16 protein-coding genes are annotated in these 16,215 nt (G+C 64.3%); 7 read left to right on the forward strand and 9 right to left on the reverse strand.

Annotation, left to right across the window (positions count from 1 at the left end; translation table 11 throughout):
* Nucleotides 1-120: 120 nt before the first annotated feature.
* The gene (gene purL / locus RAD04_RS29320) at nt 121-2,331 is read right to left on the reverse strand and encodes a phosphoribosylformylglycinamidine synthase subunit PurL (RefSeq protein WP_461626585.1); all 2,211 of its coding nucleotides are present in this window, start codon (nt 2,329-2,331) and stop codon (nt 121-123) included.
* Between the two features lie 184 nt (nt 2,332-2,515).
* On the opposite strand from purL, the gene RAD04_RS29325 reads away from it, so the two are divergent.
* Together RAD04_RS29325 and RAD04_RS29330 are read left to right on the forward strand one after the other, a co-directional pair.
* The gene (locus RAD04_RS29325) at nt 2,516-2,995 is read left to right on the forward strand and encodes a PaaI family thioesterase (protein ID WP_038948054.1); all 480 of its coding nucleotides are present in this window, start codon (nt 2,516-2,518) and stop codon (nt 2,993-2,995) included.
* A gap of 76 nt (nt 2,996-3,071) precedes the next feature.
* Nucleotides 3,072-4,037, forward strand: coding sequence for a DMT family transporter (locus RAD04_RS29330; protein WP_461626586.1), 966 nt, complete (start codon nt 3,072-3,074; stop codon nt 4,035-4,037).
* Here RAD04_RS29330 and RAD04_RS29335 read toward each other — a convergent pair.
* Together RAD04_RS29335 and RAD04_RS29340 are read right to left on the reverse strand one after the other, a co-directional pair.
* Nucleotides 4,034-5,389 carry an NAD(P)H-dependent oxidoreductase gene (locus tag RAD04_RS29335; RefSeq protein ID WP_461626587.1) on the reverse strand — a complete coding sequence of 452 codons (1,356 nt, stop codon included), beginning with the start codon at nt 5,387-5,389 and terminating at the stop codon, nt 4,034-4,036. The two genes, RAD04_RS29330 and RAD04_RS29335, sit on opposite strands and share 4 nt — an antisense overlap.
* Before the next feature lie 139 nt (nt 5,390-5,528).
* Nucleotides 5,529-6,434 carry a LysR substrate-binding domain-containing protein gene (locus RAD04_RS29340; RefSeq protein ID WP_461626588.1) on the reverse strand — a complete coding sequence of 302 codons (906 nt, stop codon included), beginning with the start codon at nt 6,432-6,434 and terminating at the stop codon, nt 5,529-5,531.
* A 282-nt stretch (nt 6,435-6,716) separates the two neighbouring features.
* Between RAD04_RS29340 and RAD04_RS29345 the strand changes: the two genes are divergently transcribed.
* A complete protein-coding gene (locus tag RAD04_RS29345) occupies nt 6,717-7,739 on the forward strand; it encodes a TRAP transporter substrate-binding protein (protein ID WP_461626589.1) in 1,023 nt (340 codons plus the stop codon).
* Between the two features lie 14 nt (nt 7,740-7,753).
* Nucleotides 7,754-9,331 (forward strand): TRAP transporter large permease subunit, encoded by a 1,578-nt coding sequence (locus tag RAD04_RS29350; RefSeq protein WP_461626665.1) that lies wholly within the window; start codon nt 7,754-7,756, stop codon nt 9,329-9,331.
* 57 nt (nt 9,332-9,388) lie between these two features.
* Here the strand turns inward: RAD04_RS29350 and RAD04_RS29355 are convergent, their stop codons facing one another.
* Entirely contained in the window at nt 9,389-10,126 is a 738-nt protein-coding gene (locus tag RAD04_RS29355) for a hypothetical protein (RefSeq protein WP_461626590.1), read from the reverse strand.
* Between the two features lie 238 nt (nt 10,127-10,364).
* On the reverse strand, nt 10,365-10,961 hold the full coding sequence (locus tag RAD04_RS29360; protein ID WP_461626591.1) for a TetR/AcrR family transcriptional regulator: 597 nt from the start codon (nt 10,959-10,961) through the stop codon (nt 10,365-10,367).
* A gap of 135 nt (nt 10,962-11,096) precedes the next feature.
* Here RAD04_RS29360 and RAD04_RS29365 point away from each other — a divergent pair, with 135 nt between their 5' ends.
* Nucleotides 11,097-11,486 carry a RidA family protein gene (locus tag RAD04_RS29365; protein ID WP_461626592.1) on the forward strand — a complete coding sequence of 130 codons (390 nt, stop codon included), beginning with the start codon at nt 11,097-11,099 and terminating at the stop codon, nt 11,484-11,486.
* Between the two features lie 50 nt (nt 11,487-11,536).
* Here RAD04_RS29365 and RAD04_RS29370 read toward each other — a convergent pair whose 3' ends face one another.
* Both RAD04_RS29370 and purQ read right to left on the reverse strand, forming a co-directional pair.
* The gene (locus RAD04_RS29370) at nt 11,537-12,523 is read right to left on the reverse strand and encodes a tripartite tricarboxylate transporter substrate binding protein BugD (protein ID WP_461626593.1); all 987 of its coding nucleotides are present in this window, start codon (nt 12,521-12,523) and stop codon (nt 11,537-11,539) included.
* Nucleotides 12,520-13,221, reverse strand: a complete 702-nt coding sequence (purQ, locus tag RAD04_RS29375; RefSeq protein ID WP_028142842.1) for a phosphoribosylformylglycinamidine synthase subunit PurQ — start codon at nt 13,219-13,221, stop codon at nt 12,520-12,522. Before purQ ends, RAD04_RS29370 begins: the two co-directional genes overlap by 4 nt.
* A 166-nt stretch (nt 13,222-13,387) precedes the next feature.
* On the opposite strand from purQ, the gene RAD04_RS29380 reads away from it, so the two are divergent.
* Nucleotides 13,388-14,404 carry a magnesium and cobalt transport protein CorA gene (locus RAD04_RS29380; protein WP_461626594.1) on the forward strand — a complete coding sequence of 339 codons (1,017 nt, stop codon included), beginning with the start codon at nt 13,388-13,390 and terminating at the stop codon, nt 14,402-14,404.
* Between the two features lie 139 nt (nt 14,405-14,543).
* Here the strand turns inward: RAD04_RS29380 and purS are convergent, their stop codons facing one another.
* Both purS and purC read right to left on the reverse strand, forming a co-directional pair.
* A complete protein-coding gene (gene purS / locus RAD04_RS29385) occupies nt 14,544-14,786 on the reverse strand; it encodes a phosphoribosylformylglycinamidine synthase subunit PurS (RefSeq protein WP_179734149.1) in 243 nt (80 codons plus the stop codon).
* A 13-nt stretch (nt 14,787-14,799) separates the two neighbouring features.
* Nucleotides 14,800-15,567: a phosphoribosylaminoimidazolesuccinocarboxamide synthase gene (purC, locus tag RAD04_RS29390; protein ID WP_173015815.1), complete on the reverse strand. Its 768-nt coding sequence runs from the start codon at nt 15,565-15,567 to the stop codon at nt 14,800-14,802.
* Between the two features lie 322 nt (nt 15,568-15,889).
* Between purC and RAD04_RS29395 the strand changes: the two genes are divergently transcribed.
* Nucleotides 15,890-16,213, forward strand: coding sequence for a DUF1476 domain-containing protein (locus RAD04_RS29395; protein WP_461626595.1), 324 nt, complete (start codon nt 15,890-15,892; stop codon nt 16,211-16,213).
* The last annotated feature ends 2 nt before the right edge of the window (nt 16,214-16,215 follow it).

Raw genomic sequence — 16,215 nt, forward strand, 5'->3', positions numbered from 1 at the left:
CAGCGAAACGATCCATCTCACCGCAGGCAGCAGTGTGGATTGCGTCGTCGCGGAGCCTGTCATCGGGCCCGCCAAAGGCGGGACCCGGTGGCTCCTCGCAATGACGGAGAGATGGCGTCGCTACGCCGCCTTCCCACCCATATATTCCGGCAGCCAGCGCTCGAACGACTTACGGAGCGCATCGATCGTAACAGGCGCCTCGCCCGCGATCGCGATCGCATTGCCGCCGGTGGTGCCGATCCGCACGCAGGGCACTTCGCAGCCGCGCATCTTGGCAAGCACGCGGCCGGCTTCGGTTTCCGGCACGGTGACGAGATAGCGCGCCTGGTCCTCACCGAACCAATAGGCCTGCGAGATCAGTGACGTCGGCGCCGCCAGCAGCTTGGCCCCGATGCCGCTCGCCATCGCCATCTCGGCGAGTGCGATCAGGAGGCCACCGTCGGAGAGATCGTGCACGGCGGTCGCGGTACCGCCATGGATCATGCCGCGCACGCAATCGCCATTGCGCTTCTCGGCGGCGAGATCGACCGGCGGCGGCGCACCCTCCTCACGACCGCAGATGTCGCGCAAGTAAACGGACTGGCCGAGCCAGCCGTGGGTCTCGCCGACCAGGAGGATCGCCTCGCCCTCGGCCTTGAAGGCGAGCGAGGCTGATTTGGTGAAATCGTCGAGCAGGCCGACGCCGCCGATCGAGGGCGTGGGGAGGATCGCGCGGCCATTGGTCTCGTTGTAGAGCGAGACGTTGCCGGAGACGACCGGGAAGTCGAGCGTGCGGCAGGCTTCCGAGATGCCCTTCAGGCAGCCGACGAACTGGCCCATGATCTCGGGCCGCTCGGGGTTGCCGAAGTTGAGATTGTCGGTGATCGCGAGCGGCTTGCCGCCGACCGCGGTGATATTGCGCCAGGCTTCGGCGACGGCCTGCTTGCCACCCTCAAACGGATCCGCCTCGCAATAGCGCGGCGTGACGTCGACGGTCAGGGCGAGCCCCTTCGGCCCGTCCTCGACGCGCACCACGGCGGCATCGCCGCCGGGGCGCTGCATGGTGTTGCCGAGGATGACGTGATCGTACTGCTCCCAGACCCAGCGCTTAGAGCACATGTCGGGCGTGCCGATCAGCTTCTCCAGCGCAGGCCCGAGGCCCATCGGCGCCGGCACCTCGCGCGCATGCACGACCGGCAACGCGGCGGAGGGGACATGCGGACGGTCGTAGAGCGGCGCCTCGTCGCCGAGCTCCTTGATCGGCAGGTCGGCCATGACGTCGCCGCCATGCTTGACCACGAAACGCTTGCTCGGCGTGGTGTAGCCGACCACGGCGAAATCGAGGCCCCACTTCTTGAAGATCGCCTCGGCTTCCTTTTCCTTCTCGGGCTTGAGCACCATGAGCATGCGCTCCTGGCTCTCCGAGAGCATCATCTCGTAGGCGCTCATCCCGGTCTCGCGGGTCGGCACCGCATCGAGATCGAGGTCGACGCCGAGGTCGCCCTTGGCGCCCATCTCGACCGCCGAACAGGTCAGGCCCGCCGCGCCCATGTCCTGGATCGCGATGACGCAGCCCTTCTCCATGATCTCGAGGCAGGCCTCCAGCAGCAGCTTTTCGGCGAAGGGATCGCCGACCTGCACGGTCGGGCGCTTCTCCTCGGACTTGTCATCGAACTCGGCCGAGGCCATCGAGGCGCCGTGGATGCCGTCGCGCCCCGTCTTGGAGCCGAGATAGACGATCGGCATGTTCACACCGGACGCCGCCGCATAGAAGATCTTGTCGGCATCCGCGAGGCCGACCGCCATCGCGTTGACGAGGATGTTGCCGTCATAGCGGGTGTGGAAGCGCACCTGGCCACCCACGGTCGGCACGCCGAAGGAATTGCCATAGCCGCCGACGCCGGCAACGACACCGGAGACGAGATGCCGCGTCCTGGCATGCTCGGGCGCACCGAAGCTCAGCGCATTCAGGCAGGCGATGGGGCGCGCGCCCATCGTGAACACGTCGCGCAAGATGCCGCCGACGCCGGTGGTCGCCCCCTGATAGGGCTCGATGTAGCTCGGGTGGTTGTGGCTCTCCATCTTGAAGACCACGGCCTGGCCGTCGCCGATGTCGATCACGCCGGCATTCTCGCCGGGGCCCTGGATCACCCAGGGCGCCTTTGTCGGCAGGCCCTTGAGATGGATGCGTGACGACTTGTACGAGCAGTGCTCGTTCCACATCGCCGAGAAGATGCCGAGCTCGGTGAAGGTCGGCTCCCGCCCGATCAGCTTCAGGATGCGCTCGTATTCGTCGGGCTTGAGCCCATGGGCGGCAACCAGTTCGGGGGTGATCTTGGGTTCGTTCTTCATGGATTCCAGGCTTTCGGCGGCGGTTTGGCCGTTCTTAGGAACATCGAGGGCTTCCGGAAAGCCCTTTATGACGCATTTTCCCGCTGTCCCACGTTTTGCAGGCGGGGACGGCGGGAACGGGAATTGCACGGCGCGGACGGATCGGATTTAAGGGCTAAAGACCCGTAATTGAAGGCCCATTTCCTTGCACGAATTGACCAAAGCGCCCCCGCCCCGCCGCCCCGACCTCCACGTCGCCACCGAGGGCGAATTTGTGGGCTGGCGGACCTGGATTCGCGACAGTTTTGAGTCCCATGTCGGCCCCTTCTGGCACCGGATCGAGGCGGACGGCAACGTCCGCAGCGCCTTCCGGGTCGAGAAAAAGCACCTCAACGGGTCCGGGAACGTCCACGGCGGCTGCTACATGGCCTTTGCCGACTACTCCCTGTTTGCGATCGCCACCCATGTCCTGGACAGCCGGGCGGTGACGACCAACTTCGCCTGCGAATTCCTCGACGCGGCACGCGAGGGCGAACTGATCGAATGCACCGGCGAGGTCACCCGCGCCGGCGGCTCGCTGATCTTCCTGCGCGGCAAGATGATGTCCGGGACGCGGGTGCTGCTCACCTTTTCCGGCACGATCAAGCGGATGAAGCGGAAGGCGCTACCTCAGCCAAACGCATAGCTCGGCGCCTTCCCTTTTCGGGTCCCCTCGCCCAGACTTCGCGGCAAGCGCCATCGCGCCGGGGAGCAGGAACAAGGTGGCGCAGAGCACATCGGAAGCGAGTCGCGCGACGGCGGCCGCATCGTCACCGCTGCCGTCCATGGCCGCTACCGGCGCACGCAACTGGCGCGACTATGCGCTGCTGCTCGCACTCGCCTGCTGCTGGAGCTCGACCTATCCGCTGGCCAAGCTGGCGCTTCCCACCATCCCGCCCATCACCTTCATCTCGGCGCGCTCGCTGATTGCGGCTGCCTTCCTGTTCGCGATCCTGTGGATGCGCGGCATCAGGGTCCCAACCGACGCGAAGGCGTGGAAGCTGTTCGCGACCCAGCAATTGATCAACTCGACCTTTCCGTTCCTGATCATCACCTGGTCGCAGCAATATGTGCCGGCGTCGAACACGGTGGTGCTGGCCTCGACCACGCCGATCTTCGCGTTCCTGATCACCTCGCTGATCACCCGGCATGAGCCGGCAACGCTGCTCAAGCTCGCCGGCGCGATTTTGGGACTCGCCGGCACGATTCTCATCGTGGGCCTCGACGCGCTACGCGGCTTCGGGAGCGAGATCGTGGCGGAGATCGCAATCCTGCTCGCCACCATCTCCTTTGCCTGCGCCACGATCTTCGGCCTCAGGCTGTCCGAATACGACCCGATGGTGGTGGCGGCCGGCTCGCTGCTGTTCGGCGGTCTCATCCTGCTGCCGCCCTCGCTGATCATCGATCAGCCCTGGACGCTGCAGCCGACGCCGGCGGCGATCATCGCCACCATCGTCATGGGCATCGTCTCCAGCGCGCTGGGCCTGATGCTGTTCTACGTCTGCCTCGGCCGCCTCGGCACGCTGACCACGAACGCTCAAGGCTATCTGCGCATCCCGATCGGCGTCGGCCTCTCCGTGTTGCTGCTCGGCGAGAGCGTGCCGTCGAACCTGGCGCTGGGCCTGCTGCTGGTCATGGCGGGCGTCGCCGCCATGACCATACCGGCGGAGCGGCTGAAGCTGCGCTAGGCAGCCATGTTGGGTTGCCGGAAGGCCGCTTCCATCTCGCGGCGTACCCGCACCGCGAGACTGTCGGGATCGTACTCGACATCAGCCCATTTCAGGCGCTGGCCCGACTCGATATCGGTCTTGAGCTTGACATGGTGGGCGAGGCCAAGCGGCAGATACCCCTGCTTCAGTGAAGCGTCGGCCGGGGTCTGCTTGCCCCAGACACAGAAGCCTCCTTCGCCGTCGAGCATCTCGCCGGCCTTCAGCTTGCGCTTGGCGGTCGCGACCACGTCGGAGTTGAACACGATCGGCGCGCCGGTCGGCTCCTTCCGCAGCGCCGCGGACGCGACGGAGATACCGAGCTCGAGCCCGATCATGTGGATCGGCCGGTACAGCGAGGCATATTTGCCGGTCTTGTCCGGCAGCATGCTGTATTCGCGGAAACACTCCTCCGAATAGGCGCTGTCGGTCTCGAACACGACATAGGTGCCCATCACGAGGCTCTGCGGAACGTCGGAGCCGTCGCGATAGACCGACGAGGTCACCTCGGTGACGCCCGATTTCTCCAGCATGCCGCCATCGGATTTCGGCTTGCAGATTTCGGCGTGCTCGAAGCGCGTGGCGGGCGGGAACGACAGGCCCTCGCTCTGCGCATGCAGCCCGGTTGCATTGCAGACCGCGGTCATCTCGATGCCCGATTTGGTGCCGTCGACGAACGAGTTGAACATCTTCGGATTGATCGAGTTGCGGTCTTTGATCTTCATGTATTTGTCGAGAATGTCCCAGACCGTATCCGGCGTCGACTGGTGATAGGTCGGGTGGTAGCGCGTGCCCTTGCCGGCGGCGACGACCTTGAAGCCGGCTGCGCGCGCCCAGTCGACGTGATCGGCGATCAGCGCCGGCTGGTCGCCCCAGGCGAGTGAATAGACGACGCCGGCCTGCTTCGCCTTGCGCGCCAGGATCGGGCCCGCGACTGCGTCCGCCTCGACATTGACCATCACGATGTGCTTGCCGTTCTCGATCGCCTTCATCGCGAAGCGGATGCCGGCGCCGGGATCGCCGGTCGCCTCGATGATCACCTCGACCGCCGGATGGGTGATCAGCGCGTCGGCGTTATCGGTGACGACCGTGCTGCCATGCTTGAGCGCGTCATCGATCGTGGCAGCCGCGTATTGCTGTTCCGGCCAGCAACCGAGCTTGAGCTGCGCGCGGGCGCGGGCCGTGTTCAGGTCGGCGACGCCGACGAGATGCATGCCGTCGGTCTGGCGCACCTGCGACAGGAACATCAGGCCGAATTTTCCGGCCCCGATCAGGCCGATGGTCACAGGTTTGCCGGCGGCCTTGCGCTCCAGCAGCATGCGATGGAGATTCATCTGGATTTCCCTAAACGTTCCTCGGGTGACGGCGATCGTTGCGGCCGTGAGGTCCGGCCGTGCTCGCCTTGCACGGAAACGTTAGGCAGCGGCGAATCCGGGAGCAATTCAGATTATCTGCCGCGACGATGTAGACGCGCTAAACAATCCGTGCGGCTTGCTGCTCATTCCAGCTGTCACGTTCCCCGCGCAGCCAGTCGAGGAAAGTGCGGGTCTTGCGATGGCGCAGATGGCCGTGCAGGCAGACGATCCACTGCGTGGTCAGGACGACCTCCGGCGGATTCTTGACCGGACAGACCAGGCGGCCGTCGCGCAATTCACGCCAGGCCAGCAGCTCGCTTTCGAGGCCAATGCCGAGGCCGTCGATGGCGGCGTCGATCGCCATGTGGCTGCGGTCGAACAGCACGCGCTTCCAGCGTTCCGCGGGCTCGATACCGGCCTGCGCGAACCAGCGCGGCCATTGCATCTGCGATTTCACCGAATGGATCAGCCTGTGCTTGAGCAGGTCTTGGGCGGATAGGCTGCCCGCCGCAAACGATGAAGGCGCGCACAGCGGAAAAAATCGCTCTTTGCCGAGGCTTTCGACGAACAGACCGGCCCAGCCGCCTTCGCCGTGCCGGATCTCTAGGTCGACATTTTCCTTGCGGAAGTCGGTCGGCTCATTGGTGCCGTCGAGCCGCAATTCGATGTCGGGATTGGCATCGACGAAGCTCGCGAGCCGCGGCAGCAGCCATTTGCTCGACACGCTCGGGGCCGCGCGCACCGTCAAGGTGGTGGCGGAGCGGATGCCGCGGACATGCTGCGTCACGTCGGTGACATGCTCGATCTCGCGGCTGATCATCTCGAAATAGCGCTCACCGGCCTCGGTCAGCGTGATGTTGCGTCCGACCCGCGAGGTCAGGGCGGTGCCGAGGTGCAGCTCCAGCGCCTGGATCTGCTGGCTGACGGCCGACGGCGTCACCCGCAGTTCGTCCGCCGCACGGGAAATGCTGCCCGCACGCGCCACCGCGTGGAAGACAATGATGGCGCGGAACGGTATCTGCATCGGAAAACCTTTTAGGCCAGCTAAAGTGACGAAGAATATAATTCAATTGTCGTGCATGGCCAGCGATCTAGGCTTCAGGGTCAAAGCAGCCCGCGACAGACGGGCGCCGATCGAGGAAACAGGACGGCCCAGAGCGCCGATCCGCCCGGGGGAAGGAACGTACGGCTTAAGCCCTTTCACCAGACAAGCGACTTTGACGACACCGCCGCAGGGCTTGCGCGCGGCAATGAACAAACACGCGTCGAAAAGGCGCGGCAAACGAGCACCAGGGGAGGACGAACGATGTCGGGTCAGCGCCACACCATCTCGCGCCGCAATTTCATGACTGCTGCCGCGGCCATACCTCTGGTCGCAATCCGCACCAGGCCGGCGCAGGCCGCCGAGTTCGAGTACAAGCTCGCCACCGGCCAGTCGCTGACGCAGCCGATCAACACCCGGCTCGACCAGGCCGTGAAGCGGATCAAGGAAGCCAGCGGCGGGCGGCTGGAGATCAGGTTCTTTCCGGCCTCGCAGCTCGGCTCCGACACGGATCTGTTGACCCAGATCCGCAGTGGCGGCGTCGATTTCCTCAACATCGCCGGCTCTGTGCTGTCGACGGTGTCGCCGGTGGCCGGAATCGCGAACGTGGGCTTCGCGTTCTCCGATTACACCCAGGTCTGGAACGCGATGGACGGCGATCTTGGAAAGCTGATCGCGATCCAGATCGAGAAGACCGGCGCGCTGGTCGTGGCCAAGCCCGCAGACAACACGTTCCGGCAAATTTCCTCCTTCACCAAGCCGATCAAGACGCCGGGCGATCTCGCCGGCTATCGCATCCGCGTACCGGTGTCGCCGATCTTCACCTCGCTGTTCAAGTCGCTGGGTGCCAACCCAACCTCGATCAACTTCAACGAATTGTACACGGCGTTGCAGACGCACCTGGTCGACGGGCAGGAGAACGGCCTTGTCACGATCGAAGCCGGCAAGATCTATGAGGTACAGAAGTATATTTCCGAGACCAATCACATCTGGGATCCGTTCTTCATCCTCGGCAACCGCCGTTCGGTGAAAGCGCTGCCCGACGATCTGCAGGCGCTGGTCCGTAAAGAGTTCGACCATGCCGCGATGGAGCAGCGTGCGGACACTGCAAAGCTCAATATGACACTGAAGGATCAGCTGGTCGCCAAAGGCATTACCTTCGAGGCGTCCGACAAGGAGGCCTTCCGCAAAGGATTGTCGAGCGCCGGATTCTACAAGGAGTGGCGCGGCAAGTTCGGTGAGGACAATTGGAAGACGCTCGAGGCCGCCGTCGGAGCGCTCGCGTGAGCGCCGTCGTCGGGATGCCCGAGGCGGTCACGCTCGGCGAGGCACGGTCGATCCGGGGACGCTGGCCGGAGCAGGCGCTGCGCTGGCTGGTGGAGATCCCAGCGGCAATGGCCGTTGTCGCGGAGGTCATCATCCTGTTCGCCGGCATCGTCGCGCGCGGCGTCTTCCATCGACCGATCATCTGGTCGGACGAGCTCGCCTCGATCCTGTTCCTGTGGCTCGCCATGCTCGGCAGCGCCATCGCGGTGCAGCGCTCGGCGCATATGCGCCTGACTTTCTTCACCTCCCATTTGTCGCCCCGCGCGGAGGCGTGGACCTCAACGCTCGCAGCCGGCTCCGTCGCCCTGTTCCTAGCAATCATCCTGCATCCGGCGCTGGACTATGTGGAAGACCAGGCATTCGTGGAGACGCCTGCGCTGGGCTGGTCCGGCGTGGTCCGTGCCGCGGCGATTCCGGCCGGTTGCATCGTCGCGCTGGCCAGCATCTGTCTCACGCTGGTCAAGCGTTCGGCCAAGGATCTGTTGGCCGTTGGACTATTGTTCGCAGCGATCGCCGGTGCACTCTATTTCGCCGGGCCTTCGCTGAAGTCGCTCGGCAACTGGAACCTGCTGATCTTCTTCGTCGGGCTGCTCGGCTGCGCCGTGATGGCCGGCGTGCCGATCGCGTTTTCCTTCTGTCTTGCGACCGTCGCTTTCCTGCTGACGACGACGCGGACGCCGTTGTTGGTCGTGGTCGGACGGATCGACGAGGGCATGAGCTCGCTGATCCTGCTCGCGGTGCCGCTGTTCGTGCTGCTCGGGCAATTGGTCGAACAGACCGGCATGGCGCGCGTCATGGTCGCCTTCCTCGCCTCCGTGCTCGGTCATGTCCGAGGCGGGCTATCCTACGTGATGCTCGGCGCCATGCTGCTGGTCTCGGGTATCTCCGGCTCCAAGACCGCCGACATGGCCGCGATCGCGCCGGTGCTGTTTCCCGAAATGCGCAAGCGCGGCATGAAGGATGGCGAGCTGGTGTCGCTGCTCGCGGCGTCGGGCGCGATGAGCGAGACCATTCCGCCGTCGATCGTTCTGATCGCGATCGCCTCCGTCACCGGCGTATCGATCGCGGCCCTGTTCACCGCCGGCATCCTGCCGGGGATCGTGCTGGCGATCGTGCTTGCCTTCGTCGCGCGTTATCGGGCGGGCACTGAGGAGAATGCCGGGGTCAAGGTCGCGCGCGCCCCCCCGTCCGTGGTCGCAAGAACGCTCTGGGTAGCGCTGCCGGCGCTCGCTTTGCCGTTCCTGATCCGCAGCGCCGTGGTCGAAGGCGTTGCGACCGCAACCGAAGTCTCGACGATCGGCATCGCCTACTGCCTCGTGCTCGGCCTGGCCATTTACCGCGGCAGCCTGACATGGAAGAACGTGCTGCCGATGTTGGTCCAGACGGCCTCGCTCTCCGGCTCGATCCTGTTCATCGTGGGCGCCGCGAGCGCGATGGCTTGGGCGCTGGCGCAATCCGGGTTCTCACACGATCTGGCGGCGCGCAGCCGCCGGATGCCGGCATGCGCAGGATCTGGATCTATCTCGCCTGGCTATTCCTGGGCCTCCTGCTGATTACCTTCGTGCCCTGGATATCGCTGGCGTTCCTATGAAGCTCCCGGCCCGCCCCGCTCAGGTCGAAAGCTGCTTCTCCGCGATCGACAGCCATTCGGCCTGCGCCTTGCGCAGATATTTCGGCGCGCGCCGCATCTGGATCAGGAGCTCGTTGAAGACCATGCGTGCCTCGGCGCTGCGGCCGACCGTTTGCAGCAGGATGCCGTAGCGCACCTGCGCTTCGGCGCCCGGGAAGTAGCCGGCGAGCGCGTGATACTCCTCTAGCGCCTCGTCGAGCCGCCCGACCTCGGCGAGCGCGCGGGCATAGAGCAGATGCGCGTCGGCGGAATCGAAATCCGGCCATTGCTTCTGCAGATCGTCCAGTGTCGCGAGCGCATCTGCGGGACACCTGCCGGAAAACTCCGCTTGGGCCTTGCGAAGCGCATAGGCCGGATCGTGGCCCATGGGCAGCTTCAGAATGTGATCATAATGCTGCGCGGCCTCGCCGAACCGGCCGATATTTGCGCACTCTTCGGCCAGCGCTGCGCGATTGGCGATGGTGTCGGCGCCAGCCAGGTGGTCGGACAGCTCACGATAGCGTTTCTCGGGATCGAGCCGATTGGCGACGCGCTGCCGCGCCTGACGCGCGCCGGGGCTGGAAAACCATTCGGGAACGAGCTCGACGGCGATATAGGCGAGCGCGCCGATCAGCGGCACCATCAGGATGATGAAGGCCCAGGGCTGCAACCGCCCGGTCCGCGAGGCGTGATAGATGAGCGTGATATCGAGCAGCAGAACGACGAGAGCAACGGGCATGTGACATCCGGAAGCACAACGACAGCACAGGCTTCCTGATATCGCAACTCATGCGATGAAACAACTTTGAGTTGCCGCTTCTCGCGAAAATCCACGATATCGAACGCATGCGCCTTGATGGCAACGAGGAGTCAGTCGTCTTGAACGCAATGAAGGTTCATGAGACAGCAGCAGCGCGCCTGATGTCTGGCGCCGCGAGCTGCGCATAGCGGGACACGAACATGTGCATCATGCGCAGTCAAACCGGCTTGAGCAACAATCCGCTTGCCAGCGCTCGAAACGCGTCCACGGCCTTGTCCAGCACGACTTTCGGATCGTCGGCTGCGGCGACCCATAACGCGGCACTGAGCGCGGCGCCGTTCAGCAGTCGCCCGGCTGCTTCAACATCCAAAGGCTTCACCACCTTCTCGTCGATCAGTGACCGGATCGTTCGCATGGTGATATCCAGGCAGGCGTTCTCGCCGGGCCATTTGGATGGATCACCGAGTACGGCAGGGCCATCCAGAAGCATGATGCGCTGAATTTCAGGATCGAGCGCCATTTCGATATAGGCACTGCCCTCTGCGAGCAGGCCCTGCCACAAGGTTGGCGCCTGCTCCCGGATCGCGCGCAGCCGCTCCGCCATTTCGCTATCGATCTGCGCGACGACGGCCCCGAGCAGCCCCTTCTTGTCTTCGAAATTGTGATAGAGCGCGCCCCGCGTCAGCCCGACCGAGGCCGTCAGCTCATCCATCGACGCTTCTGCATAACCCTGCGTGGCGAAGGCCTTGCGCGCAGCGCGGATGAGCTTGGCCCGATTTTCCGCCATGGCTGCGGCACGTTTTCCCTCGAGCATGCTCGACCCATTTTCTGTTGACATACGCCACGTATGTGAGAGATAAGCTCACATACGAACCGTATATCAACAATGTCACGGCCGGCGCCGCAAGGCAATTCGCGGTCGCCTGCCCCCTTTCGAAAGGCACAGCCCATGCTCCAGCGCGAGGCCATCTTCCCCGCTCACCGTCACGCACTTTATGAAGCCCATCGGTATTCTGCCGCGATCCGGACCGGCGACTTGCTGTTCGTCTCGGGACAGGTCGGCAGCCGCGAGGACGGGTCACCCGAGCCCGTGTTCGAGGACCAGGTCCGGCGTGCGTTTGCCAATTTGCGCGCGGTGCTCGAAGCTGCCGGATGCACGCTGGACGATGTGGTGGATGTCACCACGTTTCACACCGATCCTGCCAAACAGATCGATACGGTGATGGCTGTCCGTAGCACCGAGATCGGCGACGCGCCCTATCCGAATTGGACGGCTGTTGGCGTGAATTGGCTTGCCGGGTTCGACTTCGAGATCAAGGTCGTCGCGCGGATTCCTTGAGTCGCGCAAAGCCGTCTCCCGCCAATGCCGGAGCCGGCAGGAGCGGCCTACTACTTGGCGTCGTCCGCCAGCATTTTCCGATATTTTTCGACGTCGCGCGTGACGAGCTGCTGCAGCAGCTCCGGCGTATGCTCGCCTGCATCGGGCGCAACGGTCGAGAGGTCAGCGAAGCGCTTCTTGACCGCGTCGGTCTCGACGGCGGTGCGCGCGGCGGCGTTCAGCTTGGCAATGACGGCCGGCGGCGTGCCTTTGGGTGCGAACAGGCCGTTCCAGCCCTGTGCCTCGAATTCGGGCAGGCCCGCCTCCGCCGAGGTCGGCAGGTCCGGCAGCGTGGCGAGCCGCACGGTCGAGCCGACCACGAGCCCCTTCACCAGCTTCTCGTTGATCGATTGCGAGACCGAGGCCGCGGCGTCGCAGACGCCGTCAATCTGGCTGCCGACGGCGTCGGTCAGCGCGGGCGCCGCGCCGCGATAGCCGACCAGCGTCGCGTCGATGCCAGCGGCGGTGACGAAACTCTTGCAGATCAGATAGTTCGAGGAGCCGACGCCGGCATGGCCGAGATTGATCTTGCCGGGATTGGCCTTGGCGTAGGAGATGAACTCCTTGAGGTCCTTCGCCGGAAAATCCTTGCGCAGCGCGATGATGCCGAACGTCTTCGCCACCATGGCGATTGGCACGAAAGAGTCCGGCGTGAACGGCAGTTTTGGATAGATCGTGTAGGTCGCGGCATTGGTGCCGGCATTGCCAATCGCGATGGTGTAGCCATCGGGCTCGGCGCGAGAGGCGCGCGCCAGCGCGGTCGAGCCGCCGGCACCGGCGACGTTTTCGATCACGATGGTCTGGCCGAGCGCGATGCCCATCTGCTCGGCCACCGCGCGTGCGATCACGTCCGAGGTGCCGCCAGCCGCGAACGGCACGATCATGGTAACAGGACGCTTGGGATAATCCTGCGCGAACGCGCCAGTTGCGAGCGAAAAAGACGCGAGCGACAGCGCCGCGATTGCAGCGAGAGCCCGCTTCACCGCGAACGCAATCACGCGGCTTTTTCCAGGTGCGCGGTCAGGCCGGCAAACAGGCCGCGACCGTCGGTGCAGCCCATGATGTCTTCGACGTGGTTTTCCGGATGCGGCATCATGCCGAGCACGTTGCCCTTGTCGTTGACGATGCCGGCGATCGAATGCGCGGCGCCGTTAATGTTGTGGGCTTCGTCCACCACGCCCTCGGCGGAGCAATAGCGATAGAGCACCCGCCCCTCGCCTTCGAGCCGCTTGATGGTCTCTTCGTCCGCCTCGTAATTGCCTTCGCCATGGGCGACCGGCACGCGGATCACCTGTCCGGCATTGTAGCCGCGGGTGAACGGCGTGTCGGACCGCTCGACGCGCAGATGCACGTCATGGCAAATGAATTTCAGCCGCTCGTTGCGCATCAACACGCCCGGCAACAGGCCGGACTCGCAGAGGATCTGAAAACCGTTGCAGACGCCCAGCACGAGGCCGCCCTTGGCCGCATAGTCCCGCACCGCGTCCATCACCGGCGCGCGCGCCGCGATGGCACCGCAGCGCAAATAGTCGCCGTAGGAGAAGCCGCCCGGCACCACCACGAGATCCGTGCCCGCAGGCAGCGACGGCTCGGCGTGCCAGACCATCGCCGGCTCGCTGCCCGAAATCATCCTCAGCGCCCGCGCCATGTCGCGTTCGCGGTTGATTCCGGGAAAGACGAGGATCGCGGCTTTCATGTTCAGGTTCCGACGGTGATGGGAATCGGGCTGGCCAAAGGGCCAATTCGTGAAGAGACATAGCCATTTGACGGGGATTTTACCAGTGCTAGCCTCGCGGTGCGGCCTTGTACACAGGCCATAGCCGAGGCACTTTTGCCCGACGATCTTGCCCGGGATTGAAGCCATGAACGTCCCGTCGCCGCCCACATCCCCCTCCGAGCCCGTGTCCACCGAGGGCGTCGTCGCCGCCGGCGCCTATGTCGACGGCCGCCGCATCGCCAATATCGCCATCAGCGAGGCCTCGAGCTGGCGGGCCAAGCCCGGCCACGTGGTCTGGATCGGCCTGCACGAGCCCGACATGGCGCTGCTCGGCGCGGTGCAGAAGCAATTCGACCTGCACGAGCTCGCGATCGAGGACGCCAACCACGCCCATCAGCGGCCGAAGATCGAGCAATATGGCGAGGCTCTGTTCATCGTGGCGCGAACGGCGCAACTGGTCGAGGGCCGCATCGTCTTCGGCGAGACTCACATCTTCGTCGGCGAAGGGTATCTGGTCTCGGTGCGCCACGGCGCCTCGACGTCCTACAAGCCGGTGCGCGAACGCTGCGAAAGCTGCCCGCGCGCGCTCGCGCGCGGCGAGGATTACATCCTCTATGCGATCCTCGATTTCATCGTCGACAATTACTCGCCCGTGCTCGAAAGTATTCACGAAGAGGTCGAGGAGATCGAGGACTACGTGCTCGCGCACGCGATCACCAAAGCACAGATCGAACGTCTCTACATGCTCCGCCGCGACCTCTTGCGGCTCCGCAACGCCATAGGGCCGCTGGTGGAGGTCTGCCGCCGTCTCGAGCATGACGAGCTGTCAATGGTGCGGCAGGCCATGCAGCCGCTGTTCCGCGACGTCACCGACCACGTCCGCAACATCCAGGAGCGGATCGATTCCATGCGCGAGGTGCTGGCCTTCGCCTTCGAGGCCAGCCTTCTGGTCGGCCAGGCGCAGGAGACGGCGGTGTCCAAGAAGCTCGCCTCCTGGCTTGCGATCATCGCGATCCCGACCGCGCTTGCCGGCATCTACGGCATGAACTTCAAGCACATGCCGGAGCTGGAATGGGAGTACGGTTACTTCATGCTGCTCGGCGTGATGCTGACGGCGTGCGGCGCGCTGTACTGGCGGTTTCGCCGCGCCGGGTGGTTGTGAGGAAATTGCTTCGTAGCCCGGATGGAGCCAACGGGTCGGCGCGAAGGGCCGCCCGATGACAGGCTCCGCGCAATCCGGGACAGTGCCACAGCGAACAGCCCGGATTTCGCTTCGCTCCATCCGGGCTACAAAGGCGGGCCTAGCTGAGCAGCTCGACCCGATAGTTCTCGATCACGGTATTCGCCAGCAGCTTGTCGGCGGCTTCCTTCAGCGCGGCTTCCGCCTTGGTCTTGTCGGCGCCGGCGAGCTCGATGTCGAACACCTTGCCCTGGCGGACGCTGGCGACGCCGTCGACGCCGAGCGACTTCAGCGCGCCTTCGATGGCCTTGCCTTGCGGATCGAGGATGCCCGTCTTCAAGGTAACGGTGACACGTGCCTTCACGTCGAAAATCCCCTCAGCTCTTCACCAGCACCGGGCCGGAGCCCTGCGGACGCTCGTTCTCCATGAGGATGCCGAGGCGTTTTGCAACTTCAGTATAGGCCTCGAGCAGGCCGCCGAGATCCCTGCGGAAACGATCCTTGTCGAGCTTCTCGTTCGACTTGATGTCCCACAGACGGCAGCTATCCGGCGAGATCTCGTCGGCGACGATGATGCGCATCATCTCGTTCTCGAACAGGCGTCCGCATTCCATCTTGAAGTCGACGAGGCGGATGCCGATGCCGAGGAAGAGGCCGGTGAGGAAGTCGTTGACACGGATGGCGAGCGCCATGATGTCGTCGATCTCCTGCGGCGTCGCCCAGCCGAAGGCCGTGATGTGCTCTTCCGACACCATGGGATCGTTGAGCTGGTCGTTCTTGTAGTAGAATTCGATGATCGAACGGGGCAACTGGGTGCCCTCCTCGATGCCGAGGCGCTGCGACAGCGAGCCGGCGGCGACGTTCCGCACCACCACCTCGAGCGGCACGATCTCGACCTCGCGAATCAACTGCTCGCGCATGTTGAGACGGCGAATGAAGTGGGTCGGCACCCCGATGTCGTTGAGGTGCTGAAACAGGTACTCCGAGATCCGGTTGTTGAGGACACCCTTGCCCTCGATCACCTGATGCTTTTTCGCATTGAACGCGGTCGCGTCGTCCTTGAAGTGCTGGATCAAGGTACCGGGTTCCGGGCCTTCATACAGAACCTTTGCCTTGCCTTCATAAATACGACGCCGACGGCTCATGGGGATGTACCGTGTTTTGTTGAAATCCATGTATTTGGTGTGCTCCGGTTACTAGGATTACGACCCACAGCGGAGCTGCCGTGAACAGCCCGGAACCCCCTCTATAACCCTTGGAAACAGAACGGGAACCAAGCCTTCAGGCAACCTATCCGATTGGCTGACCGAGCACAATCGATCCGGCCGTCCGGCGCCAACTTATACCGTCTTGCCCTGCGGCTTAACGGCCCGTTGTTTTGCCGATTCGTGCTCTCTATGTAGGCATGCAGTCGGGTCGCCGCAACGGAAGGCTCCCGCTCCATCAGCACGGGATTTGGAACAAGGCATGAGCGAGTTCGACAAGCGCCAGGAAGGTTTCGAGAAGAAATACGCCCTCGACGAGGAGCAGAAATTCAAGGCGGAGGCCCGCCGCAACCGGCTGCTCGGCCTGTGGGCGGCCGAAAAGCTCGGCATGTCCGGCGATGCCGCCACCGCCTATGCCAAGGAAGTGGTCGCGGCCGATTTCGAGGAGGCCGGCGATGACGACGTCCTGCGCAAGATCACGGCCGATTTCGCCGCCAAGAACGTCGCCGTCACCGAGCAGGCGATTCGCGCCAAGATGAGCGAGTTGCTCGCGGTGGCGGCCGCCGAGGTGAAGGCGGGGAAGTAAGC

This window comes from Bradyrhizobium sp. 25ACV (assembly GCF_054863005.1).